Genomic DNA, 24,876 nt, shown 5'->3' on the forward strand with positions numbered 1-24,876 from the left:
GCCGTCTGTTCATCCATGCCTCTATTGGACCACGGCGCGCGGTCGTTTGCGCGGATGGACTCAGGTGAACAGCTCGACGCCGTAGCGCGCCGCGATCATCGCAAGGATGATGAAGACCGCCAAACCGGTGATTGACCAGTCGAAGCCCTTCGACACGAAGTGGCGCACCGACTGCGACACGGGGAACACGTCTTCACGGATATTGATGCGTGTGATTCCCGCGAAGAGGATGAGGGTCGTGATGAGTACGAGCAGGCACCATGGGCACAGCACGTGGATCACGAAGTAGGACTGCGAGAACAGCCACAGTGCAAAACCCAGCGCGATCGTATACAGCGCATTCGCCCCGATCATGTACCAGCGGGGGAATCGCACGCCTGTGATCAGCGCGAAGGAGATGGTGAGGACGACGGCCCCGAAGAAGATCCCAAGGAATGCATTGGGGAAGCCGAGCACGTGAGCCTGGGGGGTGAGCGCCACCGCTGAACATGACAACAGCGACGACACGTCGCAGCCGAAGCTCATGGAAGAGTCTTTTGCGAGTTGCCATGCTTCAATGGACAAGATGAGTGATGCAACGAGGCCTGCGAAGCCTGAGAGGATCATCGCCGATGCCGTCCTTGCCCGCCAGGGCTGATCGACGGGCTCTAACGGGGTGTCGGTGAGGAAACTCATGACACCGCTCCGATCAGCTGATCAACCCGGTTGAGCTGCTCCCACGGAAGCCCCCCGCGTCCGAAGTGTCCATAGGCCGCCGTCTGGCGGTAAATCGGGCGCAGCAGGTCGAGTTCTTCAATCATGCCCGCGGGTCGGAGGTCGAAGACCTCGCGAATCGCGTCGGCGATCGTCGTGTCGGGGACGGTGCCCGTGCCGAAGGTGTCGACGTAGAGGCCCACGGGGCGCGCACGACCGATTGCGTAGGCCAGCTGCAGTTCGCATATGCGAGCGAGTCCGGCGGCGACGACGTTCTTGGCGGCCCAGCGTGCGGCATATGCCGCAGAGCGGTCCACTTTCGAGGGATCCTTGCCGGAGAAAGCTCCTCCTCCGTGTCTGGCCATGCCGCCGTATGTGTCGACGATGATCTTACGCCCCGTGACTCCTGCATCCGCTGCGGGGCCGCCCAGGACGAAGCGCCCGGAGGGGTTGACGAGGACCGTCATGTCCGCCGTGGACAGTTCCAATCCGCACGAGTCGAGGACCGGCGCGATGACGTGATCCCTCACGAGTGAGGCGAGCGCCCTCTGTGAAAGGTCTTCGTCGTGCTGGGTCGACACGAGGACAGTGTCGATTGCGACGGGGCGTCCGTCCTCGTAGGCGAGGGTCACCTGAGTCTTGCCGTCGGGCCTGAGGCCTTCGACCTCGCCTCGGTGGCGGACGGAGGCGAGTTTGCGGGCAAGGCGATGCGCAAGCCAGATCGGCGCAGGCATGAGATCGGGGGTGTCGTCGCAGGCGAAACCGAACATGATGCCCTGGTCGCCGGCCCCTTGAGAGTCCCTCGCATCGTGGGCGGTTCCCTCGCGCGCCTCAAGGGCACGATCCACACCTCCGGCGATATCGGGGCTCTGCTGATCGATCGACAGGGATACCCCGCATGATGCGCCGTCGAAGCCGATGCGAGACGAGTTGTATCCGATGTCGAGGATCTCCTGGCGGACGATCGTCGGGATCTCCACATAGGCGTCGGTCGTCACCTCGCCGGCGACGTGGACGAGGCCCGTTGTCACCATTGTCTCAACGGCGACCCTGGCACGGGGGTCGACCGCGAGGAGGGCGTCGAGGATCGCATCGGAGATCCGATCGCATACCTTGTCCGGATGGCCTTCGGTTACTGATTCAGAGGTGAAGAGCTGTCGAGAAGAAGTCACTCAGCAATACTACTCAGTCGCGCTGCAATTGCATCCAGCAGAGCGCGCGCGACCTCCCGCTTCGAGCCCGATGCGTGTGCGACCTGAGCGCCAGTGGCATCGAGGAGGTGAATCTCATTGGCGACATCCCCGAATCCGAGTCCGCCGCCGACACGGTTCACGGCGAGAAGATCCGCTCCCTTTCGGCGCGCCTTGTCCGCCCCGAGTTCGAGGACGCGCGCGTCCTCCCCCGTTTCGGCCGCGAAGCCGACGACCACTGGGGGTCGATACGGATGTCGACACGCCTCGAAGAGGACGTCAGCCGTCCTCTCTAGAGCGATGACGGGGGCGTCGTTCGTTTCAGGATCTTTCTTGATCTTCTCCCCCGCTACGACCGCGGGACGGAAGTCCGCGATTGCGGCCGCCATGACGAGGGCGTCGGCGGATGCGAGGCGGCTCATCACTTCGCGCTCCACATCCGAGGCGCTCGGCGCATCGACGACTGTGACGGTATCGCCCAGCCCCGCTAGGAGCGAGGATTCAACATTCGAGGCGAGGAGGGTGACCTCGGCTCCCCGCTCCGCAGCCGCTCGCGCAATCTCAATCCCCTGGCGTCCAGACGACACGTTGCCGATGAAGCGCACCGGGTCGAGGGGCTCATGGGTACCCCCCGCGCTGACGAGAATGCGTCGTCCCATAAGATCGCGCGGGGCATTGAGAATGGACAGTACCCGTGCGGCGATCTCCTCGGGCTCAATGAGTCGTCCGATTCCGAAATCCCCGGACCCCAGGGCGCCGCTCGCGGGTCCGACGATCGTCGCGCCCCGGGAGGAAAGAACTGAAATATTGTCCTGCGTCGCGGCACTGAGCCACATCTGCGAATGCATCGCGGGCGCGATGACGAGCGGGCAGCGGGAGGCGAGAACAGTCGCCGTCAGGAGATCATCGGCCAGTCCGGCGCGCACGCGGGCAATGACATCAGCTGTGGCGGGCACGATCACGATGAGATCTGCGATGCGCGCGAGTTCCACGTGGTCGCCTCCGGGTTGGTCCGCGGGCGTCGCATGGACGGGACGACCGGTTAGGCCCTCCCATGTTGCGGCGCCGACGAAGTCGAGGGACCTGGGGGTGGGGACTACACGCACATCGTGACCGGCGCGGATGAGTTCGCGTACAAGAATCGCCGCCTTATAGGCGGCGATTCCGGCGCTGACCCCGACGATGATCGTCCGGGACATATTACTCAGGCCTTCTCATCTGCTTCGAGGGTGAGCATCCCCTCATTGATCTCGCGCAGGGCAATGGCCAAAGGCTTCTCGTCGGGCTGGGTGTCCACCACCGGTCCGACGAACTGGATCATGTTCTGTTCGAGTTGGAGGTTGTAGGAGTTGATCTGGCGGGCGCGACGCGCAGCGAAGATCACCAGAGCGTATTTCGAGTCGACGTGCTCAAGCAGGTCATCGATCGGTGGTGATGTGATGCCCTCAGGCTGTGCGACGATTCCGGACATGCGGTTCCTCCTGAACTATCTCGACCGAACGGCCACCGGAGGCAGTCTACTCCAGGCCGATGATGCGAGCCAGCTGCGCCACCGCGACATCGAGGTCGTCATTGATCACAGTGACGTCGAACTCGTCTTCCGCGGCCATCTCGATCCGCGCTGTCGCCAATCTGCGCGAACGCTCTTCCTCATCCTCCGTTCCCCGCGTCGCGAGCCTCTCGACGAGGGCGTCCCACGAAGGCGGCGCGAGGAAGATGAAGCGGGCGTCGGGGAATGTCCGCTTCACCTGTCGGGCGCCGACCAGATCGATCTCGAGGAGCACATGGCGCCCCTGCGCGAGAGCACGATCCACGGGACCCCGGGGGGTGCCATAACGGTGCGTCCCGTGAACAGTCGCCCATTCGAGCATCTGATCCGTGGCGATAAGCCGGTCGAACTCCTCATCGGAGAGGAAGAGGTAGTGGGTGCCGTCGACCTCCCCGGGGCGTGGCGCCCGCGTCGTCGCCGACACGGACACCACCAGTTCAGGGTGACGGGTGCGCAGCGCATGAACGACGGTGCCCTTCCCCACTGCCGTGGGGCCGACTAGAACTGTCAGTCGAGGAGTCTCCATGGAGACATCCTGCCACTACGGCACGATTCAACCGAATCTGGCGACGAGGGCCTCACATTGGACGTGGCCCAATCCGCGGATCCGGCGCGTCGACGCGATATTGTACTCCTCCATGAGAGCGGCGGCGGTGGTCACGCCGACGCGGGGCAAAGACTCGAGAAGCGACTGCACTCGCATTTTTGCAATCGCTTCATCGGATTCGGCGAGGTCGAGGACCTCGGAGAGCCTCAACTCGCGGTTCTTCACCTGCGTCTTGACCTCGGCGCGGCGCCTGCGCGCACGCGTCGCCTTCTCAAGGGCCTCTGCTCGTTGTTCAGGCGTCAGATGGGGTAGCGCCATAGCTGTACTCTCCTTCACATCGGATGTGTTCCCGCTCGCAGTGTATCGTCGAGATCGCACGCGTGAAGGGAAAACGGGCACTCGTCTCGCCTAGTCGATCAGCCCCTTGACGGCCTCGTCATAGGCCATTAGAAGGCCCTTCTTCTCAGGCCCTGCAGCGAGGATCGCCCTCGACGAGGAGGCGAGCACGCTAGAGCGCGCACCTGCGAAAACAGTGGCGATATCCGCAGGTCCCGCGCCCTGAGCGCCGACTCCCGGAGCGAGGATCGGCCCGTGGAGCGACCCCACATCCACTCCGAGATCGCGCACCGCGCCCCCAACGGTCGCCCCGATGACGACACCGGCGGGGCCGAGGCGATCGAAAGGGCACGAGGCGTTGAAGGCCCCGAGGCTGCGGACCACTCCGGCGGCGACGGACTCTCCCCCAGCGTCACGCGAATGCTGGACCTCCGCCCCCTCGGGATTCGACGTGAGTGCGAGGACGAAGACTCCCCTGCCCGTCGCAGCCGCCATGTCGAGCGCGGGACGCAACGAACCGACCCCCAGGTAAGGCGACAGGGTAACGGCGTCTCCGGCCAGAGGCGAGTCATCGGCGAGGAAGGCCTGCGCGTAGCCGGTCATCGTCGACCCGATATCGCCGCGCTTGGCGTCGACGATGCACAGGCTCCCCGCCTCGCGGCATGCGACGATCACCTCTTCGAGGATCGCTATTCCGGCGGACCCGAAGCGCTCGAAGAATGCCACCTGCGGCTTGAAAGCGCCGACCCGCCCGCCGAGTGCGTCGACCACGGTGAGGCTGAACGACCTCAAGCCGTCCACCGAATCGTGGAGGCCCCAGGCGTCGAGGAGCCCCGGATGCGGGTCGATACCCACGCAGATCGCCCCGTGGTCGTCCATAGATGCGGCGAGGCGGTCGCCGAAGCCCCGTGTCGTCATCTGGCCACCGCCCGCTTCGCATCCCACTCTTGGAGGGGGCGAACCCTGTACGGGCCGCGCAGGAGGACGTCGATCGCCTGGACCGCCGCGTTGAAGGCCTGCAGGGTCGTGATGATAGTCTTGTCCTGCGAGGTCGCCGCCGTGCGGATCTGATACCCGTCGTGGCGATTCGACGACTTCTGCGGAGTATTGACAATGATGTCGATGAGCCCGTCGTTGATGAGGTCCACGACGGTGGGCTCCCCATCAGGGCCCCGACCCTCGGAGGACTTGCGCACGACCTGCGCCTCGATACCGTTGCGGCGCAGCACCGACGCGGTACCCGCAGTCGCCATGATGTGGAAGCCGAGTTCCGCCATGCGCGCCGCCGGGAAGACGATCGCCCTCTTATCGGAGTCCGCAATGGAGATGAAAACATTCCCCTCGGTCGGCAGATCGCCGAAAGCGGCGGACTGGGACTTGGCGAAGGCGGTCGGGAAATCACGATCGATGCCCATGACCTCGCCAGTCGAGCGCATCTCGGGTCCCAGAATCGTATCGATAATGGAGCCGTCGGCACGCCTGAACCTGCGGAAGGGCAGGACCGCCTCCTTCACGGAGATCGCTCCACCGTCGGAGATGACGCGCGCGTCGTGCGCGGGCAGCACGTGGGCGGCGCGCAGGGACTCGATACTCTCCCCCACCTGGATGAGCGCCGCGGCCTTCGCAAGCGCCACCCCTGTCGCCTTCGAGGCGAAGGGCACGGTGCGCGATGCCCTCGGATTCGCCTCGATGACGTAGAGGGTGTCGGACAGGAGCGCGAATTGGATATTGATGAGGCCCCGGACCCCGATGCCCTTGGCAATCGCCTCGGTCGAAGCGGTAATCCGCTCGACTTCGCGGACCGACAGCGTCATCGGGGGCAGCACACACGCCGAATCCCCGGAGTGGATGCCCGCCTCTTCAATGTGCTCCATGATGGCGCCCATGAACAGTTCGGTGCCGTCGTAGAGGGCGTCGACGTCGATTTCAATGGCGGCGTCAAGGAAGCGATCGATGAGGAGCGGGCCTCGCTCGAAGAGCGCGTCGAGATCGTCCCTATCGAGGTAGGAGGCGAGACCCTCGGAATCGTTGATAATCTCCATTCCGCGGCCGCCGAGCACGAAGCTCGGGCGGACGAGGACGGGGAAGCCGACGGCGGCCGCCACCTCGTGGACCTGTGTCGGTGAATGCGCGACATCATGAGCCGGTGAGGGACAATCCGCGTCGGCGAGTACCTTCCCGAATTCTTCGCGGTCCTCCGCCAACTCGATTGACTTCGGGCCGGTGCCCAGGATCGGGACGCCCGCGGCTTGGAGCTCATCCGCGAGTGACAGCGGCGTCTGGCCTCCGAGTTGGACGATGACGCCCTTGACGGGGCCCGCAGCGCATTCGGCGCGGTAGATCTCGAGTGCGTCCTCCAGTGTCAGCGGCTCGAAGTACAGTCGATCCGAGATGTCGTAGTCGGTGGACACTGTCTCGGGGTTGCAGTTGATCATGATCGTTTCGAAATGATCGCGCAGCGCCATCGTCGCATGGACGCACGAGTAGTCGAATTCGATTCCCTGACCGATGCGGTTGGGACCGGCGCCCAGGATGATGACCGCTTCGCGTTCGCGCGGGGCGACCTCGTTCTCGACGTCGTAGGTTGAGTAAAGGTAGGGCGTCTTCGCAGCGAATTCCGCCGAACAGGTGTCGACGGTCTTGAAGACCGGATGGATTTCGAAAGCACCGCGCACCTCGCGCACCGTCGTCTCCGACAGGTAGCGGATGTCGGCGATCTGCCGGTCGGAGAAGCCGTGACGCTTGGCCTCCATGAGGACATCGCGCCCCAGTGCCGGAGCCTCGGCGATACGGGTCGCGACCTCGTCGAGGAGGAGCATCTGGTCGAGGAACCACGGGTCGATACTCGTCGCCTCAAAGAGTTCCTCGAGTGATGCGCCGCCGCGGATCGCCTGCTGCACTTGGACGAATCGTCCCTCGGAGGGCGTCTTCGCGGCCTCGATGAGGTCGCGCGTCTCCTCGGGAGTGGGAACGGGACCGGTCCAGTGGAATTGCACTCCGCCCTTGTCGATGGAGCGCAGCGCCTTTTGGAGGGCCTCCGTGTAGTTGCGTCCGATCGCCATTGCCTCGCCGACGGCCTTCATCGAAGTCGTCAGTGTCGGGTCCGCCTGCGGGAACTTCTCGAAGGTGAAGCGCGGAACTTTCACCACGACATAGTCGAGGGTTGGCTCGAAGGATGCGGGTGTCGAACCCGTGATGTCGTTGGGGATCTCGTCGAGGGTGTATCCGGTGGCGAGGCGCGCCGCGATCTTCGCGATCGGGAAGCCCGTCGCCTTCGACGCGAGGGCCGAGGAGCGTGAGACGCGGGGATTCATCTCAATGACGATGACCCGTCCGGTCTCGGGGTGGACGGCGAATTGGATATTGCAGCCGCCCGTGTCCACGCCAACTTCGCGGATGACGGCGATGCCGATGTCGCGCAGGCGTTGAAGCTCCCGATCGGTCAGGGTGAGCGCCGGGGCGACGGTCACCGAGTCGCCGGTGTGGACACCCACCGGGTCGACATTCTCGATCGAGCACACGACGACGACGTTATCGGCCTTGTCGCGCATGAGTTCGAGCTCGTATTCCTTCCATCCGAGGATCGACTCCTCGAGGAGGACCTCATTCGTGATGGAAGCGGCCAGGCCCTGACTCGCGATCCTCTCGAGGTCTTCGGGGGTGTAGGCAAAACCGGAGCCCAGCCCGCCCATGGTGAAGGAGGGGCGTACGACGAGGGGGTAGCCGAGCTCGGCGGCCGCAGTGTGGCACTCCTCAATGCTGTGGGCGATGAAGGAGCGCGCGACCTGCGCGCCACAGCGCTCAACGACCTCTTTGAATTCGTCGCGGTCCTCACCCGCACGAATCGCATCGATCGATGCTCCGATGAGTTCGACGCCGTATTCGTCGAGGATGCCGCGCTCAGCCAGGGCGACCGCCGTATTGAGCGCGGTCTGGCCGCCCAGCGTCGGCAGGATCGCGTCGGGGCGCTCCTTGGCGATGATGGAGGCAACGACATCGGGGGTAATCGGCTCGACGTATGTGGCGTCGGCGAACTCCGGGTCGGTCATGATCGTCGCGGGGTTCGAGTTGACGAGGATGACCCTCAGACCCTCCTCTTTGAGGACGCGGCAGGCCTGGGTGCCGGAATAGTCGAATTCGCATGCCTGTCCGATGACAATCGGACCGGATCCAATGACGAGGACCGATGACAGGTCGTTCCGTCTCGGCATCAGTTCTCCTTCTTCACAGCGAGCATCATGGCGAGGAAACGGTCGAAGATGTGTTCGCCGTCATGAGGGCCCGCTGCTGCTTCGGGGTGGTATTGGACGGAGAATGCGGGGATGTCGAGAGCCTGCAGCCCTTCGACAACGCCGTCATTGAGTCCGATATGACTGACGGCGATCCGCCCGTAACGACCAGAGTCGTAGGGGGCGATCGACGGCTCCCCGATGGGGGCGTCGACCGCAAAGCCATGATTATGCGAGGTGATCTCGACGTGTCCCGTCGCCAGGTCCTTAACCGGTTGGTTGACGCCGCGATGACCGAAATCGAGTTTGTAGGTGCCGTATCCCAGCGCCCGCCCGAAGAGCTGATGCCCGAAGCAGATCCCGAAATAGGGGATGCCCGCATCGAGGACTGCGCGCAGCACAGCGATCTCGTGCTCAGCGGCGGCAGGATCGCCGGGTCCGTTGGAGAAGAACACCCCATCGGGTTCAAGTGCCTGGATATCGGCGAAGGTTACGTTTTGCGGCACCACGTGGACGTCAATTCCCCGGGCGGCGAGCTGTTCGGGCGTGCGGGATTTAATGCCCAAGTCGACTGCGACAATGCGTGCGATTGGCTCTGCGCCCTCATCGAGCCCCTCGGCGGGAATCACATAGGAGTGCGGGGTGGACACCTCCCGGGCGAGGGCGGCTCCACTCATCGACGGTTGATCGACGACTATCCGAATGAGGGCGTCGCGGACTTGCTCGCCGAGGTGCTCCGCACCTGCCGGAAGAGCATCTCCGGAGAAGATACCGGCGCGCATCGCCCCGAAGGAACGGATGTGGCGAGTGATGGCGCGGGTATCAACATCGCAGATACCGATAATGCCCTGGTCGATGAGTTCGTCCTCGAGTTCACGCCGGGCTCTCCAATTGGAGGCCCGCCTGGCGGGGTCTCGGACCGCGAAGCCCGCGACCCAGATCTTCGAGGACTCGGTATCCTCGTCGTTGACGCCGGTGTTGCCGACGTGGGGCGCCGTCATGACGACGATCTGGCGGTGGTACGACGGGTCGGTGAGGGTCTCCTGATAGCCCGTCATGGCGGTCGAGAAGACGATCTCGCCGAGGGTGCGCCCCCTTGTGCCCCAGGCGCGCCCTTGGAATACTGTGCCGTCCTCGAGAACGAGTAGAGCAACATCTGACATGTCAGCGGTCTTCCTTCGCAATCGGCAGGCCATCGCGGACGGTCGTCTCGCCCCGGTAGAAGGTGAAGAGGACCTGCCCGGGCAGTTCCATGCCCTTATAAGGTGAATTCGTTGAGCGGGTCCATTGGACGGCTGGGTCGATGACGCGGCGCACGCTCGGGTCGACGAGTGCGATGTTGGCGGGCGCCCCGACCGTCAGCCCCTGCCCCTGTGCGGCGACGCGCCCGATCCTCGCGGGTGTGGTGGACAATACGCGCGCAATATCCGCCCACGTCATCCTGCCGGTGTTGACCATCGTCTCAATGAGGATGGGAAGTGATGTCTCCAGCCCCGTCATACCGAATGCGCCGGCCTGCCATTCGCAGTCCTTGTCCTCGAGGGGGTGCGGGGCGTGGTCCGTGCCGACGGCGTCGATCGTTCCATCGGCGAGTCCCTCACGGACGGCATCCACATCCTCGCGGGTCCTCAGCGGAGGGTTGACTTTGAACAGCGGATCATAGGAGGAGGCGAGGTCCTCCGTGAGGAAAAGGTGGTGCGGTGTTGCCTCCGCGGTCACGTCCACGCCCATGCGCTTGCCCCAGCGGATGAGCTCTACGGAGCCCGCAGTGGACAGGTGGCAGACGTGCAGGCGCGATCCGACATGCTTGGCCAGGAGGATGTCGCGCGCGATGATTGCCTCTTCGGCCACTGCCGGCCACCCCGCCAGGCCGAGTTCGCCCGACAGTGGGGACTCGTTCATCTGGGCGCCCTCGGTGAGCAGCGGGTCCTGGGAGTGCTGTGCGACCACTCCCCCGAAGGTCTTGACGTATTCGAGGGCGCGGCGCATGAGGACCGGGTCGGAGACGCACATGCCGTCGTCGGAGAAGACCCGCACTTGGGAGCGGGCATTCGCCATCGCGCTCATGGCGGATAGGTGTGTGCCCTTGAGCCCATCGGTGACGGCGCCGACGGGGCGGACCTCCACCCATCCGCATTCGCGTCCGATCTCCCACACCTGGTCGACGACCGATGCGGTGTCGGCGACTGGGGTGGTGTTCGCCATCGCGTGGACTGCGGTGTATCCGCCGACGGCGGCCGCGCGCGTACCCGTTTCAATGGTCTCCGCGTCCTCGCGTCCCGGTTCGCGCAGGTGAGTGTGGATATCGACGAGGCCGGGCAGTGCGATAAGCCCGTCGGCATCGATGACATCGGCGCCTGTTGCGCCTGATCGCGCCTCGTCGCCGATGGCGACGATCGTGGACCCTTTGATGAGGATATCGGCGCGGCCCTCACCGAGGATGTCTGCGGATGCGATGAGCGTGGTGCGCTCGGTTGTTTCAGTCACGGGGGCTTCCTTCCGGTGCGAGCAGGAGGTAGAGGGCTGCCATTCGAACGCAGACGCCGTTGGACACCTGTTCAACGACGACGGAGTGCGGCGAGTCTGCGGCTTCGGCACTGATCTCGAGGCCGCGGTTCATCGGCCCGGGATGCATGACGAGGCAGTCGTCAGGCAGGGATTCAAAGCGCTGGCGGTGCAATCCGTATGCCGTGTGGTACTCGCCGGGCGAGGGGAAGAATCCGCCTCCGGCGGCGCTCATGCGCTCGCGCTGGACGCGCAGCATCATCACCGCGTCGGGCTCTTGGGCGATCGCGCGGTCGAGGTCGTAGTCGATGTCGCACGTCCAGTTCTCGATCCCCACCGGTAAGAGGGTCGGCGGTGCGACGAGGGTGACCTTCGCGCCCAAAAGGGTAAGCAGATCAACATTGGAGCGCGCGACCCGCGAATGCAGGACGTCTCCGACGATGACGACCCTCGCGCCGCTCAGGTCGGTTCCCGGTGCGAGCGGTTCGACGCCCGGGTCGGCAGGGTTGCGCTTGAAGTGTCGCCGAAGGGTCATCGCATCGAGGAGGGCCTGGGTGGGGTGCTGGTGGGTGCCGTCGCCCGCATTGAGGACGGGCAGGTTCATCCATCCGGCGTGAGCGAGCCTGTGGGCGGCGCCCGATGAGGAGTGGCGCACGACGACGGCGTCCGCCCCCATCGCCTGCAGGGTGAGGGCGGTGTCCTTGAGGGACTCCCCCTTGGAAACGGATGAGCCCCTCGCGGAGAAGTTGATGACATCGGCGCTCAGGCGCTTGGCCGCTGCCTCGAAGGAGAGCCTGGTGCGCGTTGAATCCTCGAAGAAGAGGTTGACGACGGTCCGCCCGTGCAATGTGGGAAGCTTCTTCACCCTGCGGGATTGGGTGGCCGCCATCTGCTCGGCGGTGTCGAGTAGTTGAATCGCCTCGCGGTATTCGAGGTCGCGGATGGAGATGAGGTGGTCGAGGCTCATGTCAGTCATTCCTTCCCAGCAGGACGCCGTCGCGGCCGTCGGTCTCTTCGAGCAAGATCGTCACAGTCTCGCTGCGCGACGTCGGAAGGTTCTTGCCGACGTAGTCGGGGCGGATCGGCAATTCCCGGTGGCCGCGGTCGACGAGGACGGCGAGCTGGACGGCCTGCGGGCGCCCGATTCTGGATAAGGCGTCGAGAGCGGCTTTAATGGTGCGCCCGGTGTAGAGGACATCGTCGACGAGGACGATCGTGCGCGAGTCGACTCCAGCCGGGGGAATCACCGTCTCGTGCGGGGTTCGCAGAGGATGTCTGCCCAGATCATCGCGGAACATCGTCGTGTCGATGATGGCGAGGTCCGAGTCGGGGCCGCCCACTTGCCTGATCTTGTCGACGAGTCTGCGCGCCAGGATCGCGCCGCGCGTCGGGATGCCCGCAATGACGAGGTCTTCTCCACCCGAATTGCGTTCGATGATCTCGAAGGCTATTCGCGTGAGGGAGCGGGCGATATCGTCGCCACCTAGGACCTCTCTGCCCCGTCGGGCCCGTTCGATGGCTGAATGCACTGATCCCATGAGGATCTCCTTCCCCGCCTCTCCGGACGGTCATTAAAGGAATGCTTCCGCGCTCAAGGGTACACGTGCCCGAGACCCCGTCCGACCATTCATCCACACGACGGAATAGTGCGCCTCATCACCCCGATGCGGCGCGTTGACGCGAACCGGCCCGGCTCCGCTCTCGCCTCCCGCCGGGCTGGAGAAACAGCTGGAGGGAAGGAGCGGAACCGGGCTGGAGGCTCGATTTCTTGTCAGGCGAACAGTTCGCGCGAGGCAGCGACGATGCCGTCGACGGTGATGCCGTTCATCTCGAGGAGATCCTGGTAGGGGGCGGACTGGCCGAACTGGTCCCGGATGCCGATCTGGCGCACGAGGGCGCCGCCCTTGGCGGCCACCTCCTGCGACACCGCGGCGCCCAGGCCGGTCAGGATGGTGTGATCCTCGACAGTGACGATGCGGCCGATCGTAATGCAGGTGTCGACCTCGTCGACGTCGAGCGGCTTGATCGTGTGCATGTCGACGACGCGCACCGACATGCCTTCGTTTTCGAGGATCTGAGCGGCTTCGAGCGCGAGGCGCACGGTGTCGCCGTTGGCGATGATCGCGACGTCGCCGCCCTCGTTGAGGACCTTCGCCTTGCCGATCTCGAACTCCTCGTCGGGACCGTAGATCGCGGGCATCGCATCGCGGGTAAAGCGCAGGAACATCGGTCCGACCCAGTCGGCTGCGGCGCGGACGAGCTTCTTCGTCGCATTCGCGTCCGCGGGCATGACGACGGTCATTCCCGGCAGGCCGCGCATCGTGCCCATGTCCTCGATGGCCTGGTGGGATCCGCCGTCGTTGCCGGGGGTGAGTCCGCCGTGGGAGCAGGCGATCTTCACATTGAGTTTGGGGTAGCAGATCGATTGGCGGATCTGCTCGCCCATACGCAGGGATCCGAAGACCGCGTAGGTGACGACGAAGGGGATCTTGCCGGTGGTGGCGAGGCCCGCTGCGACGCCCGCACCGTTCTGCTCGGCGATGCCGACGTTGACGTGCTGGTCGGGAAGCTCCTTGGAGAACCTCGTGGTACCGCACGACTTCGCGATATCGCAGTCGACGACGAAGATCTCGGGGCGTTCCTTGCCCAGCTCGACCATCTCTTCGCCGAAGGCCGCGCGGGTGGGGGTCTTGTCGTCGTAGTTGGGGAAGTACTTCATCGGTCGAGTCCCTTCTCGAGTTCTTCCATCGCCTGCTCGTACTGTTCGGTATTGGGAGCAGCCCCGTGCCATCCGGCGACGTCCTCCATGTAGGAGACGCCCTTGCCCTTGATGGTTTTGAGAACGAGGCCCTTGGGCTTGCCGTTCTTCATCTCGCGGAAGCGATCGAAGGCGTCGGAGATCGCCTGCATGTCGTGGCCGTCGATCTCGACCGCGTCGTAGCCGAATGCTTCGAGCTTCTCAACGAAGTCGAGGTTCGGGCTCACCTCGTCGCAGTGGCCGTCGATCTGGAGGTTGTTGTCATCAATGATGACGGTGAAGTTGTCGAGCTTGTAGGTGTGGGCGCACTGGATGGCCTCCCAGACCTGACCCTCTTGGGTCTCGCCATCGCCGACGAGGGTGTAGACCCGCGAATCGCGTCCGTCGCGCTTGACGCCGATGGCCATGCCGACGGCGGTCGAAATGCCCTGTCCGAGGGATCCGGTGGAGATCTCAATGCCCGGGCACTTCTTCGAATCGGGGTGCCCCTGGAAGGGCGACCCCTTCTTGCGCAGCGTGTGGATCGTGTCCATCGGGACGAAACCGGTGATGGCGAGGGCGGCATAAACGATCGGGGCGACGTGTCCCTTCGACAGGACGAAGCGATCGCGATCCTCCCACTTGGGGTTCGACGGGTCGAATCGCATTTCGCGGAAGTAGAGGTTGGCCACGACGTCCGCCGCGGAGAGTGAACCGCCGGGGTGGCCGGACTGTGCCTCGTAGATCATTTGGACCGCTGTCTTGCGGAGCTGCTTGGCGCGCTCCTTGAGTTCTTCAGTGGTAACGCTTTGCACCATGGTGGGTTTCGCTTCTTCCGTATAGTGTGTGAGTCGGGATAGTGAGGTGGGTCGGGGTGCGAGTCAGCCCCCGGACGGGATCATGAGAAGAGAGGGAAGATAGGCGACGGTAAGGACGAATGCGATGATGAGGGCGTAGAACAAGAGCAGTTCCCTCGTTACCTTGTTGATTCCCACGCGTCCGATACCGGCTGAGATGTAGAGCGTTGTCCCGACCGGCGGGGTGTATAGGCCCATGGCGAGGGTGCAGACCATGAGGATGCCAAGGTGGATGGTATTCATGCCGATCGCCGATGCCAGGGGCATGAGAACCGGAGTGAGCAGCAGGATGGCGGGCGCCATATCGAGGAACATGCCTGTGATGATCAGGATGAACACGATGAACAACACGATGAGGTAGTAGTTCTCCGTCGTGGACAGCAGTGCAGTGGCGAGTTTCTGCGGGGCCTCTTGGATGGTGAGCAGCCAGGACAGTGCTGCGGAGAACATGATGAGCACCATGACGACTGCAGTCGATGCTGCCGACTCCGCCATCGACCTCTTAAAGGACTTCCACGTCAAATCGCGGTACATGGTGACGCGAATGAGGATCGCGTACACCGCGGCGAGCACCGACACCTCGGTAACCGTCGCCGTTCCCGTGAAGAGGAAGACTCGGATGAGGACGACGGGAATGAGGATAGCTGGTGTTGCGATGAGCAAGTCGATGAGGAGCTTCTTAAGGGTCAGTTTGGCGCGGACCCGGGGATAGTTGTGTTTCCAGGCGATGAACCAGCAAGCGAACATGAGACAGACCGCCATGACGATGCCGGGAACGAGGCCCGCGTTGAAGACTGCGGCGACTGATGCACCAGAGGCCGCCGAGAAGAGGATCATCGGAATCGACGGCGGGATAATGACGCCGAGCACCGAGGATGATGCGTTAACCGCTGCCGCGTACTGCGCGGGGTAGCCGAGCTTCTTCGTCCACGGGATCATGACCTTGCCCAGGCCGGTTGCGTCGGCGACGGCTGAACCGGAGACGCCTGCGAACACCGCGTTGGTGAGGACCGACGTCATGCCGACGCCTCCGCGGAAGCGCCCGACGAGTCGTGTCGCCAGACCGATCACCTGTGCGCCGAGTTTGCCCGAGAAGAGCAGGTCGGCGGTCAGAATGAAGAAGGGGATGGCGAGCATCGAGTAGTCGGTTGCGCCTGCGAAAGACTGCTGGGCGAGGGCTTCCATCGGCAGCGAGCCGATGGCGAAGAGACCGACGATGGTACCTGCAATGACCGAGAAGGCGACCGGGACTCCGAGGAGGAGGAGTCCGACGAAGACAATGATGGCGAGTGCGACCTCAAACACCGTGAACCTCCTGAACTGCCTGCTCCGGAGTCATATCGGAGCCTGCATCAATGCTGTGGATGGCGCCGTTCTTGTAGAAGAACCATGCGCGTGCAGCAGCCTGAATGGACAGGCATGCCGTCATGACGACGAAAGCGGCGAAACTCCCGAGTTGAGGCCATTCCATGATCGGCGTGATCTGCTGCGACATGGGGCCGATCATGTAGGCGGCCAGGTAGGTCATGTAGGCCATGAGGATCGTGATGAAGATCCAAATGCCGACGGACATCCGTTGGAATGCCTTCCCCGAGAGTTTTTCGAGGAAGAAGTTCACGCCGACATGCGCCATCTGGGCCTGAGCGACGACTGCCCCGGCACAGATGAGCCACGGGAGGAAGTAGCTCGGCCCTTCGGAGGCCAGGTCGAGGCTCGCGTTGAAGACGTAACGCATGATGACCGAGAGGGTCACGAGGACGACCATGACGATCGTCAGCGCGGACGCCGCCCACGCGGCGACTTTCAAGAAGACGGCGTTGACAGGGTCGGTCGCCTCAAGGGGTTCGTCGAGAACTGATTGGGTATCAAGGGCGGCAATGTCCTCTTCGGTGATGATGGCGCCCTGTGCGGGCGCATCCGGGTTGCGAGGGTCAGTCATTGCTCACTCCTTCTGAGCGTAGTCGACGCGCTCGGCGTCGGCGGCTTGGGTGATGAGTGCGAAGAACTCAGGGAACTTCGCCTCCCACTGGTCGTAGACGGGGGCGGTCGCTTCGCGGAACGCTTCCTTGGCAGGGTGGGTCACGGTGAGTGCGTCCTCGAACTCCGCGTAGATCTCAGCGGTCTGGTCACTCATGAGTTGACGCTGGTAATCACGCGCTTCATCTGCTGCCTCTTGGATGATCGACTGCTGCTCATCGGTGAGTCTGGCCCAGCGCTGGGTGGAGATCACGAAGGGGTTCGACTCGTACTTGTGTCCGGTGACCGCAAGATAGGGCTGAACCTCGTTGAGTTTGGAGCTCTTGATGTTGACAACCGGGTTCTCCTGCCCGTCAACGGCACCGGTCTTGAGCGCGAGGTAGAGTTCGCCGAAGGCCAGCGGTGTCGGATTCGCATTGAGCTGGTTGAAGATCGAAATCGTCATCGTGTCGTCGGGGGTGCGGATCTTGAGACCCGACAGGTCCTCCGGCGAGTTGATCTCGCGCTTCGAGTTCGATAGGTCTCGCATGCCGTTGTCCCAAAGCCCCAGGACATGGAACCCGCTCTTCTCCGCCTCTGTCGCGAGGAAGCCCTCGATCTCGTCGGAGTCGACGACGGAGTAGGCGTGCTGGGAGTTCTCGAAGAGGAAGGGCAATCCGATGAGCGCCGCTTCGGGGACGTAAGTCGCGAAGGGGCCTTGGGAGTTGATCGTCATATCGAGGGTACCGGCGGCGACAGAGACCATCATCTCGGTGTCGGAGCCGACAGTCTCCTGGCCAAGGATCTGGATGTCAATCGTGTTATTAGACTTCTCCTCGACGAGTTCTTCGAACTTCAATGCTGCTTCTGAGCGCGGGTTGCCGGGGGCGGCGCCGTGCCCCAAAATGATGCGGATGCTGTCGGTGTGCCGAGGGCCAGAGCCCCCCGCACATCCGGTGAGCAGCGCAATGACGGCGATGCTTGCGGTCATGCCGCGGACGATGTTTCTACGGTGAAACATGCATCGTCTCCTTTTGCTGTGTGTCGGGGTTGTGGGGAATCGATCAGCAGATGTAGGCGCCACCGTTGATGGAGTGGGTGATGCCGGTGATGTAAGCCGAGTCTTCAGAGCTCAGCCAGCAGATCAGTGCGGCGATCTCCCAGGGTTCAGCCTGGCGCTTGAGCGGGACGGCCTCGGCGAGGGCCTTCTCCGTCTCTTCGGTCGTACCGGTGCGGATATCCGTATTGACGACGCCCGGTGCGACTGCGTTGACGGTAATGCCGTATTCGGCGAGTTCGCGCGCCATACCGCGCGTGAGGCCGAGGACGCCGGCCTTGGCGGCCGCGTAGGACGTCTTCGAGAAGACGCCCCCGCCGTGCTGGGCGGTGACGGAGGATGTGTTGACGACACGCCCGTAGCCGCCCTCGATCATGAGGGGAACGAGCGCCTGTGCGAGCAAAAAGGACCCAGTGAGATTGATGGCGAGGACGCGGTTCCACTCTTCGAGTGAGATTTCGAGGAAGCCCTTCGGCGAGGGGATGCCTGCGATATTGGCAAGAGCGCCCACCGTCGGCAGGTCGGATGCCGTGATCGCTTCCACGACCGCCGCAACCGACTCGGGGTCGGCGACATTGACGGTGAATGCTTCGGCGGGAGCATCGGGCACCTCGGCCTTTACCGTGGCGGCAGCCTCTTTCGCCCCCTCTTCATTAATGTCGAGCATCGCGACTGCCCAACCTTCGCGAGCGAATCGCAGGGCGGTCTGATACCCGATCCCCTTCAGTGATGATGTCCCTGTAACAACAGCCGTGCGCTGTCCAACACCAGTGCCGTAGCTCATGGTAATTCTCCACCTTGTTGTGAAATCAGGCGCCGTCGCCTGTAATTGTTAACAGTAGGTAGTCATCACCTGACTGTCAATACAATAGTATCTACACAACAGCACAGTTCTCACGCCTCTTCACAGCGAAAGCCGAAAAAGGTCCAAGGTCCCGGTGCGCTCAACCTCGCTCACAGGGGATGCGGGGTGCGAGGCATGGCCCCGCACCCCGCATCACACAATTCGAATCACTCCTGACGAGTCTGAGCATCCGGGCTCTTCGCCGCCCAGATCTCCCCCGCATGACGCATATGCTCAACGAGAGTCGCTTTCACTTCGTCGGGGTCGCCTTTGCGCAGTCCCTCAACGATCGGCATGTGATAACTCGAGTCCATGAGCCCAGTGTCAGTGCCCGCCGACCGCGACAGCACTGCGACGCGCATGCGGTCCTGCAACTCGCGCCAGATGGCGAGCAGCATCGCATTACCCGAGGCCTCGCACATCGCCTCATGGAAGCCGAGGTCGACATCGAGGCGCTCCCTCACGGACACGCCCTCGGGGAACGCGGGGAGCCTCTTCTCCAGCATGTCGGCAGCCTCGCCCCCACGGCCGGAGCGCACGATCGTCTCGGCGGCGAGCGCCTCCAATGCGGCGCGGACATCGAAGAGTTCTCGTAGCTGAGCGGAGGAGAATTCCGCAACGCGCAATCCGACGCGATCCTCGCCCTCGACGAGTCCGCTCTGTTGGAGACGGCGCAGCGCCTCGCGCACCGTCCCCCTGGAGACATTGAGTTGCTCGGCGAGGTCGACCTCGCCGAGGCGAGTCCCGGCGGCGAGGCGCCCCCCGAGGATCTCGGAGCGCAGGGTCATGTACACCTGTTCGCGCAGAGTCAATCGGTTCACTCCCGGCAACGGCATGATCGTTCAACACCTCGTTCTTCGCAGCGCGCAGCACACCTGTTTGCGCTAGTCAACACCCAACATCTAATGTCAACGACATTAGTCGTCGTGTGCCCGTCGGTTCAAGACACAGTGAGGGATATCAAGAGGCGGTCCACGGGGACTCCCGTGGACCGCCTCTGCGCACCTCAGTACTCGTCGAGGAGTTCGTCGAGCTCCTCCATCTCCTCAGTCGTCATCTCATCCGCATCGGATTCGTCGTCGGCCTCCTCAAGAGGCTCCTCATCGAGGGGCTCTCCTCCCGGATCGTCCACCTCGTCGGCCTCGTCAGAGGTTCTGCGCGACCACGCAGGCGATTCGAGATCACGACGGATCGCATCAAGAACGGCATTGACGAAGTTCGGCGACGCGTCGGTCGAAATCGACTTGACGATCGAAATGGCCTCATCGATCGCGATGATCGGCGCGACCTCATCGGAATTGACAAGCATCTCCCATACGGCGACCCGCATGACGGCGAAGTCCACTGCGGCAATCCGATCAAGGCCCGACACCTTCGCATGCGCGGCGATGAGGTCGTCGATCCGACGCAGATGATCCGCAACGCCCTCGATGATCTGAACCGAGTAATCCGGCAGGGGCGTTTGCGCGGCGGTGACGACCTTGCGCTGACGAAGCAGATCGCGCAGAACATCAGGGTTGCGGCCCATTCCACGCTGATCCGCCTCGAAGACGACATCTGCCGCCCGTTTGCGCGCCTTGGTGCGCGACGTAAAGCGGTATTTGCGTGACATCAGTCAGTGACGCGACCGGAGTAGGAGCCATCACGAGTGTCGACCTTGACGCGGGTGCCCTGCTCCATGAACAGCGGTACCTGGATCTCGTAACCGGTCTCGAGAGTCGCCGGCTTGGTACCCGCAGAAGAGCGGTCACCCTGAAGGCCGGGCTCGGTATGAGTGATCTCGAGGACGACCGTCGCGGGCAGTTCGATGAACAGCACAGAACCATCGTGTTGGGAGACGATGACGTCCTGGTTCTCAACCATGAAGTTCTTGGCATCGCCGACTATCTCCGAAGGGACATTGATCTGCTCGTAGGTCGACTGATCCATGAAGACGTAGTCGGTGCCGTCCTGGTAGAGGTAGGTCATGTCCCGGCGGTCGACGGTCGCGGTCTCGATCTTCAGACCCGCGTTGAACGTACGATCGACGATCTTGCCGGACAGGATGTTCTTGATCTTGGTGCGCACGAATGCCGGACCCTTGCCGGGCTTGACGTGCTGGAACTCGACGACCTGCCAGAGTTGGCCGTCGATGACCATGACAAGGCCGTTCTTCAGATCATTCGTCGTTGCCACAGATATACCTCACTCTTGTTGTATAGAATCGCCCGCCAGTCTACACTCACGCGCCAGCTCAATGGCGACGTCAACGGGGGTCCTCCCCCGCGTATCGGCTGATGAATCCGCCACAGCCCCATAGAGCTCGTGAAGCTGGGCGATCATATGCGACAGCATCGCGCGTGGCGCCCCCAGTCCGACAGAGCGGGGACGGTTGAGTCCCTCGCGCCTGGCGACCTCAGCCGTATCGGCATACAGCTCGACGACTCGCGCGCCGAGGAGTCTCGCCCGTTCCAGCGCATCGCGGGTGTCCTCATCGCTCGGCTGCGATGCCCCGAGTGTCACAATCGCACCCGGAGTTGCAAGCGCAGTGCGCGCGGCCCGGCGCCGCAGATCCTCCAGCCGCGGATCAGCCCCGATGATGAGCTCCCCGATCGGTACGCCTGCGGTCTCGCCGACGAGGTCATCCGCCTCGATGAGCTGCAGGCCGTAGCGGTCGGCGAGAATCCGCCCCACCGTCGTCTTGCCCGCGCCCGCCACTCCGATGAGGATGAGGAGCGGGGCCTCATTCACCACTTACTCCGATCCGGCGCGCCGGATCGGACAACTCCGCCGGATCCACGGGCACAACGATCGGATGCTGGAGCCCGTCAAGCAGTACAAAGCGCAATATTCCTGCCCGCACCTTCTTATCGGAGAGCATGATGGAGACGAGGTCGTCGAGTCGGGCCCTCGAATAGGAGATCGGCAGTCCGACTTTGGCGAAGAGCTCCCGATGCAGCGCACACTCGTCATCGCCAAGAAGACCGCGATCACGAGCAAGCTCCGAGGCGAAGACACAGCCCACTGCGACAGCCTCCCCGTGGCGCAGCGTATAGTCCTCATGCCGTTCGATGGCGTGGGCGAAGGTGTGGCCGTAGTTGAGGATCTCGCGCAACCCCGATTCCGTGAGATCTTCCCCCACGACCTTCGCCTTCACTGCGATCGCACGGGTAATGATGTCGAGGAGGGCATCGGACGACGGGTCTGCGAGTTCGTCCCGCGATGCGCCCGACACTCGCGTGAGGATCTCCCCGTCCTCGATGAAACCGCATTTGACGACTTCCGCGAGGCCTGCCGACAGGTCCTTCGGGTCGAGGGTCGCAAGCAGATTGAGATCGCACAGCACCCGTACAGGCGGGTGGAAGGAGCCGATGAGGTTCTTGCCCGACCGGGAGTTGATGCCCGTCTTCCCCCCGACGGCGGCATCGACCATTGCGAGCAGCGTCGTCGGGATGTTGACGAGGTCGACCCCGCGCAGCCATGTCGCGGCGACGAATCCGGCCATATCGGTCGTGGCGCCGCCGCCGATGGCGATCACCGCATCGGCGCGCCCAAGGCGCATCTCGCCCGCAGCATCCCAGAGGCGCTCAACGACATTGAGGCTCTTCGCCGCCTCAGCATCCGGATGGGATTCGACGCGGACCTCAAGGCCTGACGCGCTCAGCTGTTCGGCGAGGCGGCGGGCGTACTCCGTCACGGGGCGGGCGTGGATGATGAGCGCCTTGGTCGTATCGGCGCGCAGGGCCGGGAGCACGGACGCGGCGCCGAAACCACGCCCCACGAGGACCTCATAGGGCCGATCACCGGAAACGGTGATGGAGTGGCGTTCGGGTGCAACCATCTGAGAGATCCTTTCTGCAACGTCCTGCGCCGGACCGTCATCGGAGGACACGATGACGCTCGCGACCCGCCTGTACAGGGGATCGCGTTCGCGGCGCAGTCGGGCGAGCACATCCGCGGGATCGTCCTTCAGCAGCGGACGGTGGTTCTTGCGAGAGACCCGGCGCACGAGTTCATCGTGGTCGACGTCGATATAGACGACGCAGGCGTCCTTGAGAATGTCCCTGACCCCCTCAGAGACGACCGCTCCCCCGCCGAGGGAAACGACTGCGCGCCTGCGGGCCGCCTCCGCGGCCGCGCGAGCCTCCCTGGCGCGGAAGGAGACTTCGCCCTCGTCGGCGAAGATCTGCGTGATCGGCATCCCCGTGTCGGCCTCGATGAGGCTATCCGTATCGACGTGAGGGACCCCCAGGAGCTGAGCGAGGATTCTACCGACCTTCGTTTTGCCCGCACCTGGAAGACCGATGAGGAACACCGGGAGGGCAAGATCGGCGCTCATATGCGCTCTCCCACGCGCTCGAGGTATCCGAGCAGGTTGCGACGCATCTCCCCCACAGAGTTGCCGCCTGCATGCGCGAAGAGTGCATCGGCGAGGACGAGGGCGCACTCCGCCTGCGCGATGAGCGCACCGGGCACGACCTGGCAGGTGTCGGATCGCTGGTGAAGTCCCACCGATTCCTCGCCCGTCGCCAGATCAATCGAACGCAGCGCCTTGGGGACGGTGGAGATCGGTTTGAAAGCTGCACGCACAACGATCGGCTGACCATTGGAGGTACCGCCCTCGATGCCGCCCGCACGATTCGATGAGCGAGTCAGATGACCATCGTCGCCGCGGATGATCTCATCGTGGGCGCGAGAACCTGGCAGGGCTGCCTGTGCGAAACCGTCGCCGATTTCGACGCCCTTAACGGATTGGATCGACATGATCGCCTGCGCGAGACGCGCATCGAGGCGACGATCGGCCTGCACATGGCTCCCCAGCCCGATGGGGACATTCCATGCAACGACCTCTCCGACGCCGCCGATCGTGTCCCCGGCCTTCTTCGTCTCATCGACGAGTTCGACGAAACGGTTGGAGAGTTCGGCGTCGAGTGTGCGCATGGGTGAAGCATCGAGGGCATCCTCGTCGTCGGGGACGGGAAGAAGTGCAGTGTCAGCGCGGAGGGCGCCCACCTGGACGACGTGGCTGACGAGCCGGATGCCGGCGACCTGGTCGACGATGGCCTCTGCGATTGCTCCGAGTGCTACCCTGGCGGCGCTTTCACGGGCACTCGCCCTCTCGAGGACTGGCCGCGCCTCCGCAAGGTCGTAGGACATCATCCCCGCAAGGTCGGCGTGACCGGGCCGCGGACGCGTCAAAGGCTTGTTCCGGGCGATTTCCCTCTCGTCACCGGTGCCCGCATCGATGAGAAGATCGGCGGGGTCCACGGGGTCCGCCGACATGACGGTCTGCCATTGGGGCCATTCGGAGTTCGCGATTTCAACGGCGATGGGCGCGCCGGTGGAGAATCCATGCCTGATACCGCCGAGCATGCGTACGCGGTCCTTCTCGAAGGACTGGCGACCCCCTCTGCCGTGGCCGAGTCGGCGGCGGGCCAGTGCCTTCTCGATCGTCGCCGTTTGAATCGCCACTCCCGCGGGAACGCCGTCAATCGTCGCGATGAGGGACGGGCCGTGGGATTCACCTGCAGTAAGCCATCTCAGCATGTTTCCCAGTGTCCCACAGGGTCAGGCGTCGGCGCGGGATCGTTCAGATGCGGACCTGGTATCCGGCGGCGTCGAGGGCGGATTTCACTTCTGCGATCGTGACCTCGCCGAAGTGGAAGACCGAGGCCGCGAGGATCGCATCCGCGCCGGCCGCGGCGGCGGCGGCGAAGTGGGCGGCGGCGCCCGCCCCGCCCGAGGCGATGAGCGGTACGGAGACCGCTGCTCGGACCATGGTGAGCATGTCGATGTCGAAACCGGTTCGCACGCCGTCGGCGTCCATGGAGTTCAACAGGATCTCGCCGATGCCGAGGCTCTCGGCGCGAGTCGCCCATTCGAGGGCATCGATCCCGGTGAAGCGCTTTCCACCGTGGGTGGTCACCTCGAAGCCCGATTCGGTGTGCCTATCCCCCGTGCAGCGGCGCGCATCGACGGAGAGGACGAGGACCTGGTCGCCGAATCGGTCGGCGACCCGCGAGATGAGGGAGGGATCCGCGATCGCAGCGGTATTGATGCCGACCTTATCAGCACCGCGTGCGAGCAGGCGCGCCACGTCGTCGACGCTGCGCACGCCCCCGCCCACTGTCAGGGGAACGAACACCTGTTCCGCGGTCGCTGACACCACGTCGAGCATCGTCGCCCTGCCCTGAGCGGAAGCCGACACGTCGAGGAAGGTGATCTCATCGGCTCCCTCGGCGCCGTAGCGGCGCGCCAATTCCACGGGGTCCCCAGCATCGCGGAGATTCTCAAAATTGACGCCTTTGACGACGCGCCCCGCATCGACGTCGAGGCAGGGGATGATGCGCAGTGCGACAGCCATAGCGGAATCCTACTGCGAGTGCGGACACGGGGT

25 protein-coding genes are annotated in these 24,876 nt (G+C 63.9%); all 25 read right to left on the bottom strand.

What is annotated here, in order from left to right:
- Positions 1 to 60 precede the first annotated feature (60 nt).
- On the bottom strand, positions 61 to 675 hold the full coding sequence (locus BQ7471_RS06020; RefSeq protein ID WP_076464946.1) for a vitamin K epoxide reductase family protein: 615 nt from the start codon (positions 673 to 675) through the stop codon (positions 61 to 63).
- Positions 672 to 1,865, bottom strand: a complete 1,194-nt coding sequence (gene metK / locus BQ7471_RS06025) for a methionine adenosyltransferase (protein ID WP_076464948.1) — start codon at positions 1,863 to 1,865, stop codon at positions 672 to 674. Before metK ends, BQ7471_RS06020 begins: the two co-directional genes overlap by 4 nt.
- A complete protein-coding gene (coaBC, locus tag BQ7471_RS06030; protein WP_076464949.1) occupies positions 1,862 to 3,082 on the bottom strand; it encodes a bifunctional phosphopantothenoylcysteine decarboxylase/phosphopantothenate--cysteine ligase CoaBC in 1,221 nt (406 codons plus the stop codon). The genes metK and coaBC overlap by 4 nt, the downstream gene beginning before the upstream one ends.
- Before the next feature lie 5 nt (positions 3,083 to 3,087).
- The gene (rpoZ, locus tag BQ7471_RS06035; RefSeq protein WP_076464951.1) at positions 3,088 to 3,354 is read right to left on the bottom strand and encodes a DNA-directed RNA polymerase subunit omega; all 267 of its coding nucleotides are present in this window, start codon (positions 3,352 to 3,354) and stop codon (positions 3,088 to 3,090) included.
- 46 nt (positions 3,355 to 3,400) lie between these two features.
- Entirely contained in the window at positions 3,401 to 3,958 is a 558-nt protein-coding gene (gene gmk, locus BQ7471_RS06040) for a guanylate kinase (protein ID WP_076464952.1), read from the bottom strand.
- A gap of 27 nt (positions 3,959 to 3,985) precedes the next feature.
- Positions 3,986 to 4,297 (bottom strand): integration host factor, actinobacterial type, encoded by a 312-nt coding sequence (mihF, locus tag BQ7471_RS06045; RefSeq protein ID WP_076464954.1) that lies wholly within the window; start codon positions 4,295 to 4,297, stop codon positions 3,986 to 3,988.
- 90 nt (positions 4,298 to 4,387) lie between these two features.
- Complete coding sequence (gene pyrF, locus BQ7471_RS06050) at positions 4,388 to 5,233, bottom strand: orotidine-5'-phosphate decarboxylase (RefSeq protein ID WP_076464955.1); 846 nt, start codon at positions 5,231 to 5,233, stop codon at positions 4,388 to 4,390.
- Entirely contained in the window at positions 5,230 to 8,526 is a 3,297-nt protein-coding gene (carB, locus tag BQ7471_RS06055; RefSeq protein ID WP_076464957.1) for a carbamoyl-phosphate synthase large subunit, read from the bottom strand. The genes pyrF and carB overlap by 4 nt, the downstream gene beginning before the upstream one ends.
- Positions 8,526 to 9,707, bottom strand: a complete 1,182-nt coding sequence (gene carA / locus BQ7471_RS06060; RefSeq protein WP_076464958.1) for a glutamine-hydrolyzing carbamoyl-phosphate synthase small subunit — start codon at positions 9,705 to 9,707, stop codon at positions 8,526 to 8,528. The genes carB and carA overlap by 1 nt, the downstream gene beginning before the upstream one ends.
- A gap of 1 nt (position 9,708) precedes the next feature.
- Entirely contained in the window at positions 9,709 to 11,031 is a 1,323-nt protein-coding gene (locus BQ7471_RS06065; protein WP_076464959.1) for a dihydroorotase, read from the bottom strand.
- Positions 11,024 to 12,016: an aspartate carbamoyltransferase catalytic subunit gene (locus BQ7471_RS06070; RefSeq protein ID WP_076464961.1), complete on the bottom strand. Its 993-nt coding sequence runs from the start codon at positions 12,014 to 12,016 to the stop codon at positions 11,024 to 11,026. The genes BQ7471_RS06065 and BQ7471_RS06070 overlap by 8 nt, the downstream gene beginning before the upstream one ends.
- A 1-nt stretch (position 12,017) precedes the next feature.
- Positions 12,018 to 12,587 carry a bifunctional pyr operon transcriptional regulator/uracil phosphoribosyltransferase PyrR gene (pyrR, locus tag BQ7471_RS06075; protein ID WP_076464963.1) on the bottom strand — a complete coding sequence of 190 codons (570 nt, stop codon included), beginning with the start codon at positions 12,585 to 12,587 and terminating at the stop codon, positions 12,018 to 12,020.
- A 233-nt stretch (positions 12,588 to 12,820) separates the two neighbouring features.
- Positions 12,821 to 13,768, bottom strand: coding sequence for a transketolase family protein (locus tag BQ7471_RS06080; RefSeq protein WP_076464964.1), 948 nt, complete (start codon positions 13,766 to 13,768; stop codon positions 12,821 to 12,823).
- On the bottom strand, positions 13,765 to 14,604 hold the full coding sequence (locus BQ7471_RS06085; RefSeq protein ID WP_083663285.1) for a transketolase: 840 nt from the start codon (positions 14,602 to 14,604) through the stop codon (positions 13,765 to 13,767). The genes BQ7471_RS06080 and BQ7471_RS06085 overlap by 4 nt, the downstream gene beginning before the upstream one ends.
- Positions 14,605 to 14,667: 63 nt before the next feature.
- Positions 14,668 to 15,948 (bottom strand): TRAP transporter large permease, encoded by a 1,281-nt coding sequence (locus BQ7471_RS06090; RefSeq protein ID WP_076464966.1) that lies wholly within the window; start codon positions 15,946 to 15,948, stop codon positions 14,668 to 14,670.
- Positions 15,941 to 16,582: a TRAP transporter small permease gene (locus BQ7471_RS06095; protein ID WP_076464967.1), complete on the bottom strand. Its 642-nt coding sequence runs from the start codon at positions 16,580 to 16,582 to the stop codon at positions 15,941 to 15,943. The genes BQ7471_RS06090 and BQ7471_RS06095 overlap by 8 nt, the downstream gene beginning before the upstream one ends.
- Positions 16,583 to 16,585: 3 nt before the next feature.
- The gene (locus tag BQ7471_RS06100) at positions 16,586 to 17,590 is read right to left on the bottom strand and encodes a TRAP transporter substrate-binding protein (protein ID WP_076466207.1); all 1,005 of its coding nucleotides are present in this window, start codon (positions 17,588 to 17,590) and stop codon (positions 16,586 to 16,588) included.
- Positions 17,591 to 17,663: 73 nt separating this feature from the next.
- Positions 17,664 to 18,440 carry an SDR family NAD(P)-dependent oxidoreductase gene (locus tag BQ7471_RS06105; protein WP_076464969.1) on the bottom strand — a complete coding sequence of 259 codons (777 nt, stop codon included), beginning with the start codon at positions 18,438 to 18,440 and terminating at the stop codon, positions 17,664 to 17,666.
- A gap of 227 nt (positions 18,441 to 18,667) precedes the next feature.
- Entirely contained in the window at positions 18,668 to 19,321 is a 654-nt protein-coding gene (locus tag BQ7471_RS06110; RefSeq protein ID WP_159438523.1) for a GntR family transcriptional regulator, read from the bottom strand.
- Positions 19,322 to 19,506: 185 nt separating this feature from the next.
- The gene (gene nusB / locus BQ7471_RS06115) at positions 19,507 to 20,112 is read right to left on the bottom strand and encodes a transcription antitermination factor NusB (RefSeq protein WP_076464972.1); all 606 of its coding nucleotides are present in this window, start codon (positions 20,110 to 20,112) and stop codon (positions 19,507 to 19,509) included.
- The gene (gene efp / locus BQ7471_RS06120; protein WP_076464973.1) at positions 20,112 to 20,675 is read right to left on the bottom strand and encodes an elongation factor P; all 564 of its coding nucleotides are present in this window, start codon (positions 20,673 to 20,675) and stop codon (positions 20,112 to 20,114) included. The genes nusB and efp overlap by 1 nt, the downstream gene beginning before the upstream one ends.
- A 9-nt stretch (positions 20,676 to 20,684) precedes the next feature.
- Positions 20,685 to 21,230, bottom strand: coding sequence for a shikimate kinase (locus BQ7471_RS06125; protein ID WP_076464975.1), 546 nt, complete (start codon positions 21,228 to 21,230; stop codon positions 20,685 to 20,687).
- Entirely contained in the window at positions 21,223 to 22,818 is a 1,596-nt protein-coding gene (aroB, locus tag BQ7471_RS06130) for a 3-dehydroquinate synthase (RefSeq protein ID WP_076464976.1), read from the bottom strand. The genes BQ7471_RS06125 and aroB overlap by 8 nt, the downstream gene beginning before the upstream one ends.
- Positions 22,815 to 24,026, bottom strand: a complete 1,212-nt coding sequence (gene aroC, locus BQ7471_RS06135; RefSeq protein ID WP_076464978.1) for a chorismate synthase — start codon at positions 24,024 to 24,026, stop codon at positions 22,815 to 22,817. Before aroC ends, aroB begins: the two co-directional genes overlap by 4 nt.
- A 43-nt stretch (positions 24,027 to 24,069) precedes the next feature.
- Positions 24,070 to 24,843 carry an imidazole glycerol phosphate synthase subunit HisF gene (hisF, locus tag BQ7471_RS06140; protein ID WP_076464979.1) on the bottom strand — a complete coding sequence of 258 codons (774 nt, stop codon included), beginning with the start codon at positions 24,841 to 24,843 and terminating at the stop codon, positions 24,070 to 24,072.
- Between the last annotated feature and the right edge of the window lie 33 nt (positions 24,844 to 24,876).

Source organism: Actinomyces mediterranea (genome assembly GCF_900155595.1).
GTDB lineage: Bacteria > Actinomycetota > Actinomycetes > Actinomycetales > Actinomycetaceae > Pauljensenia > Pauljensenia mediterranea.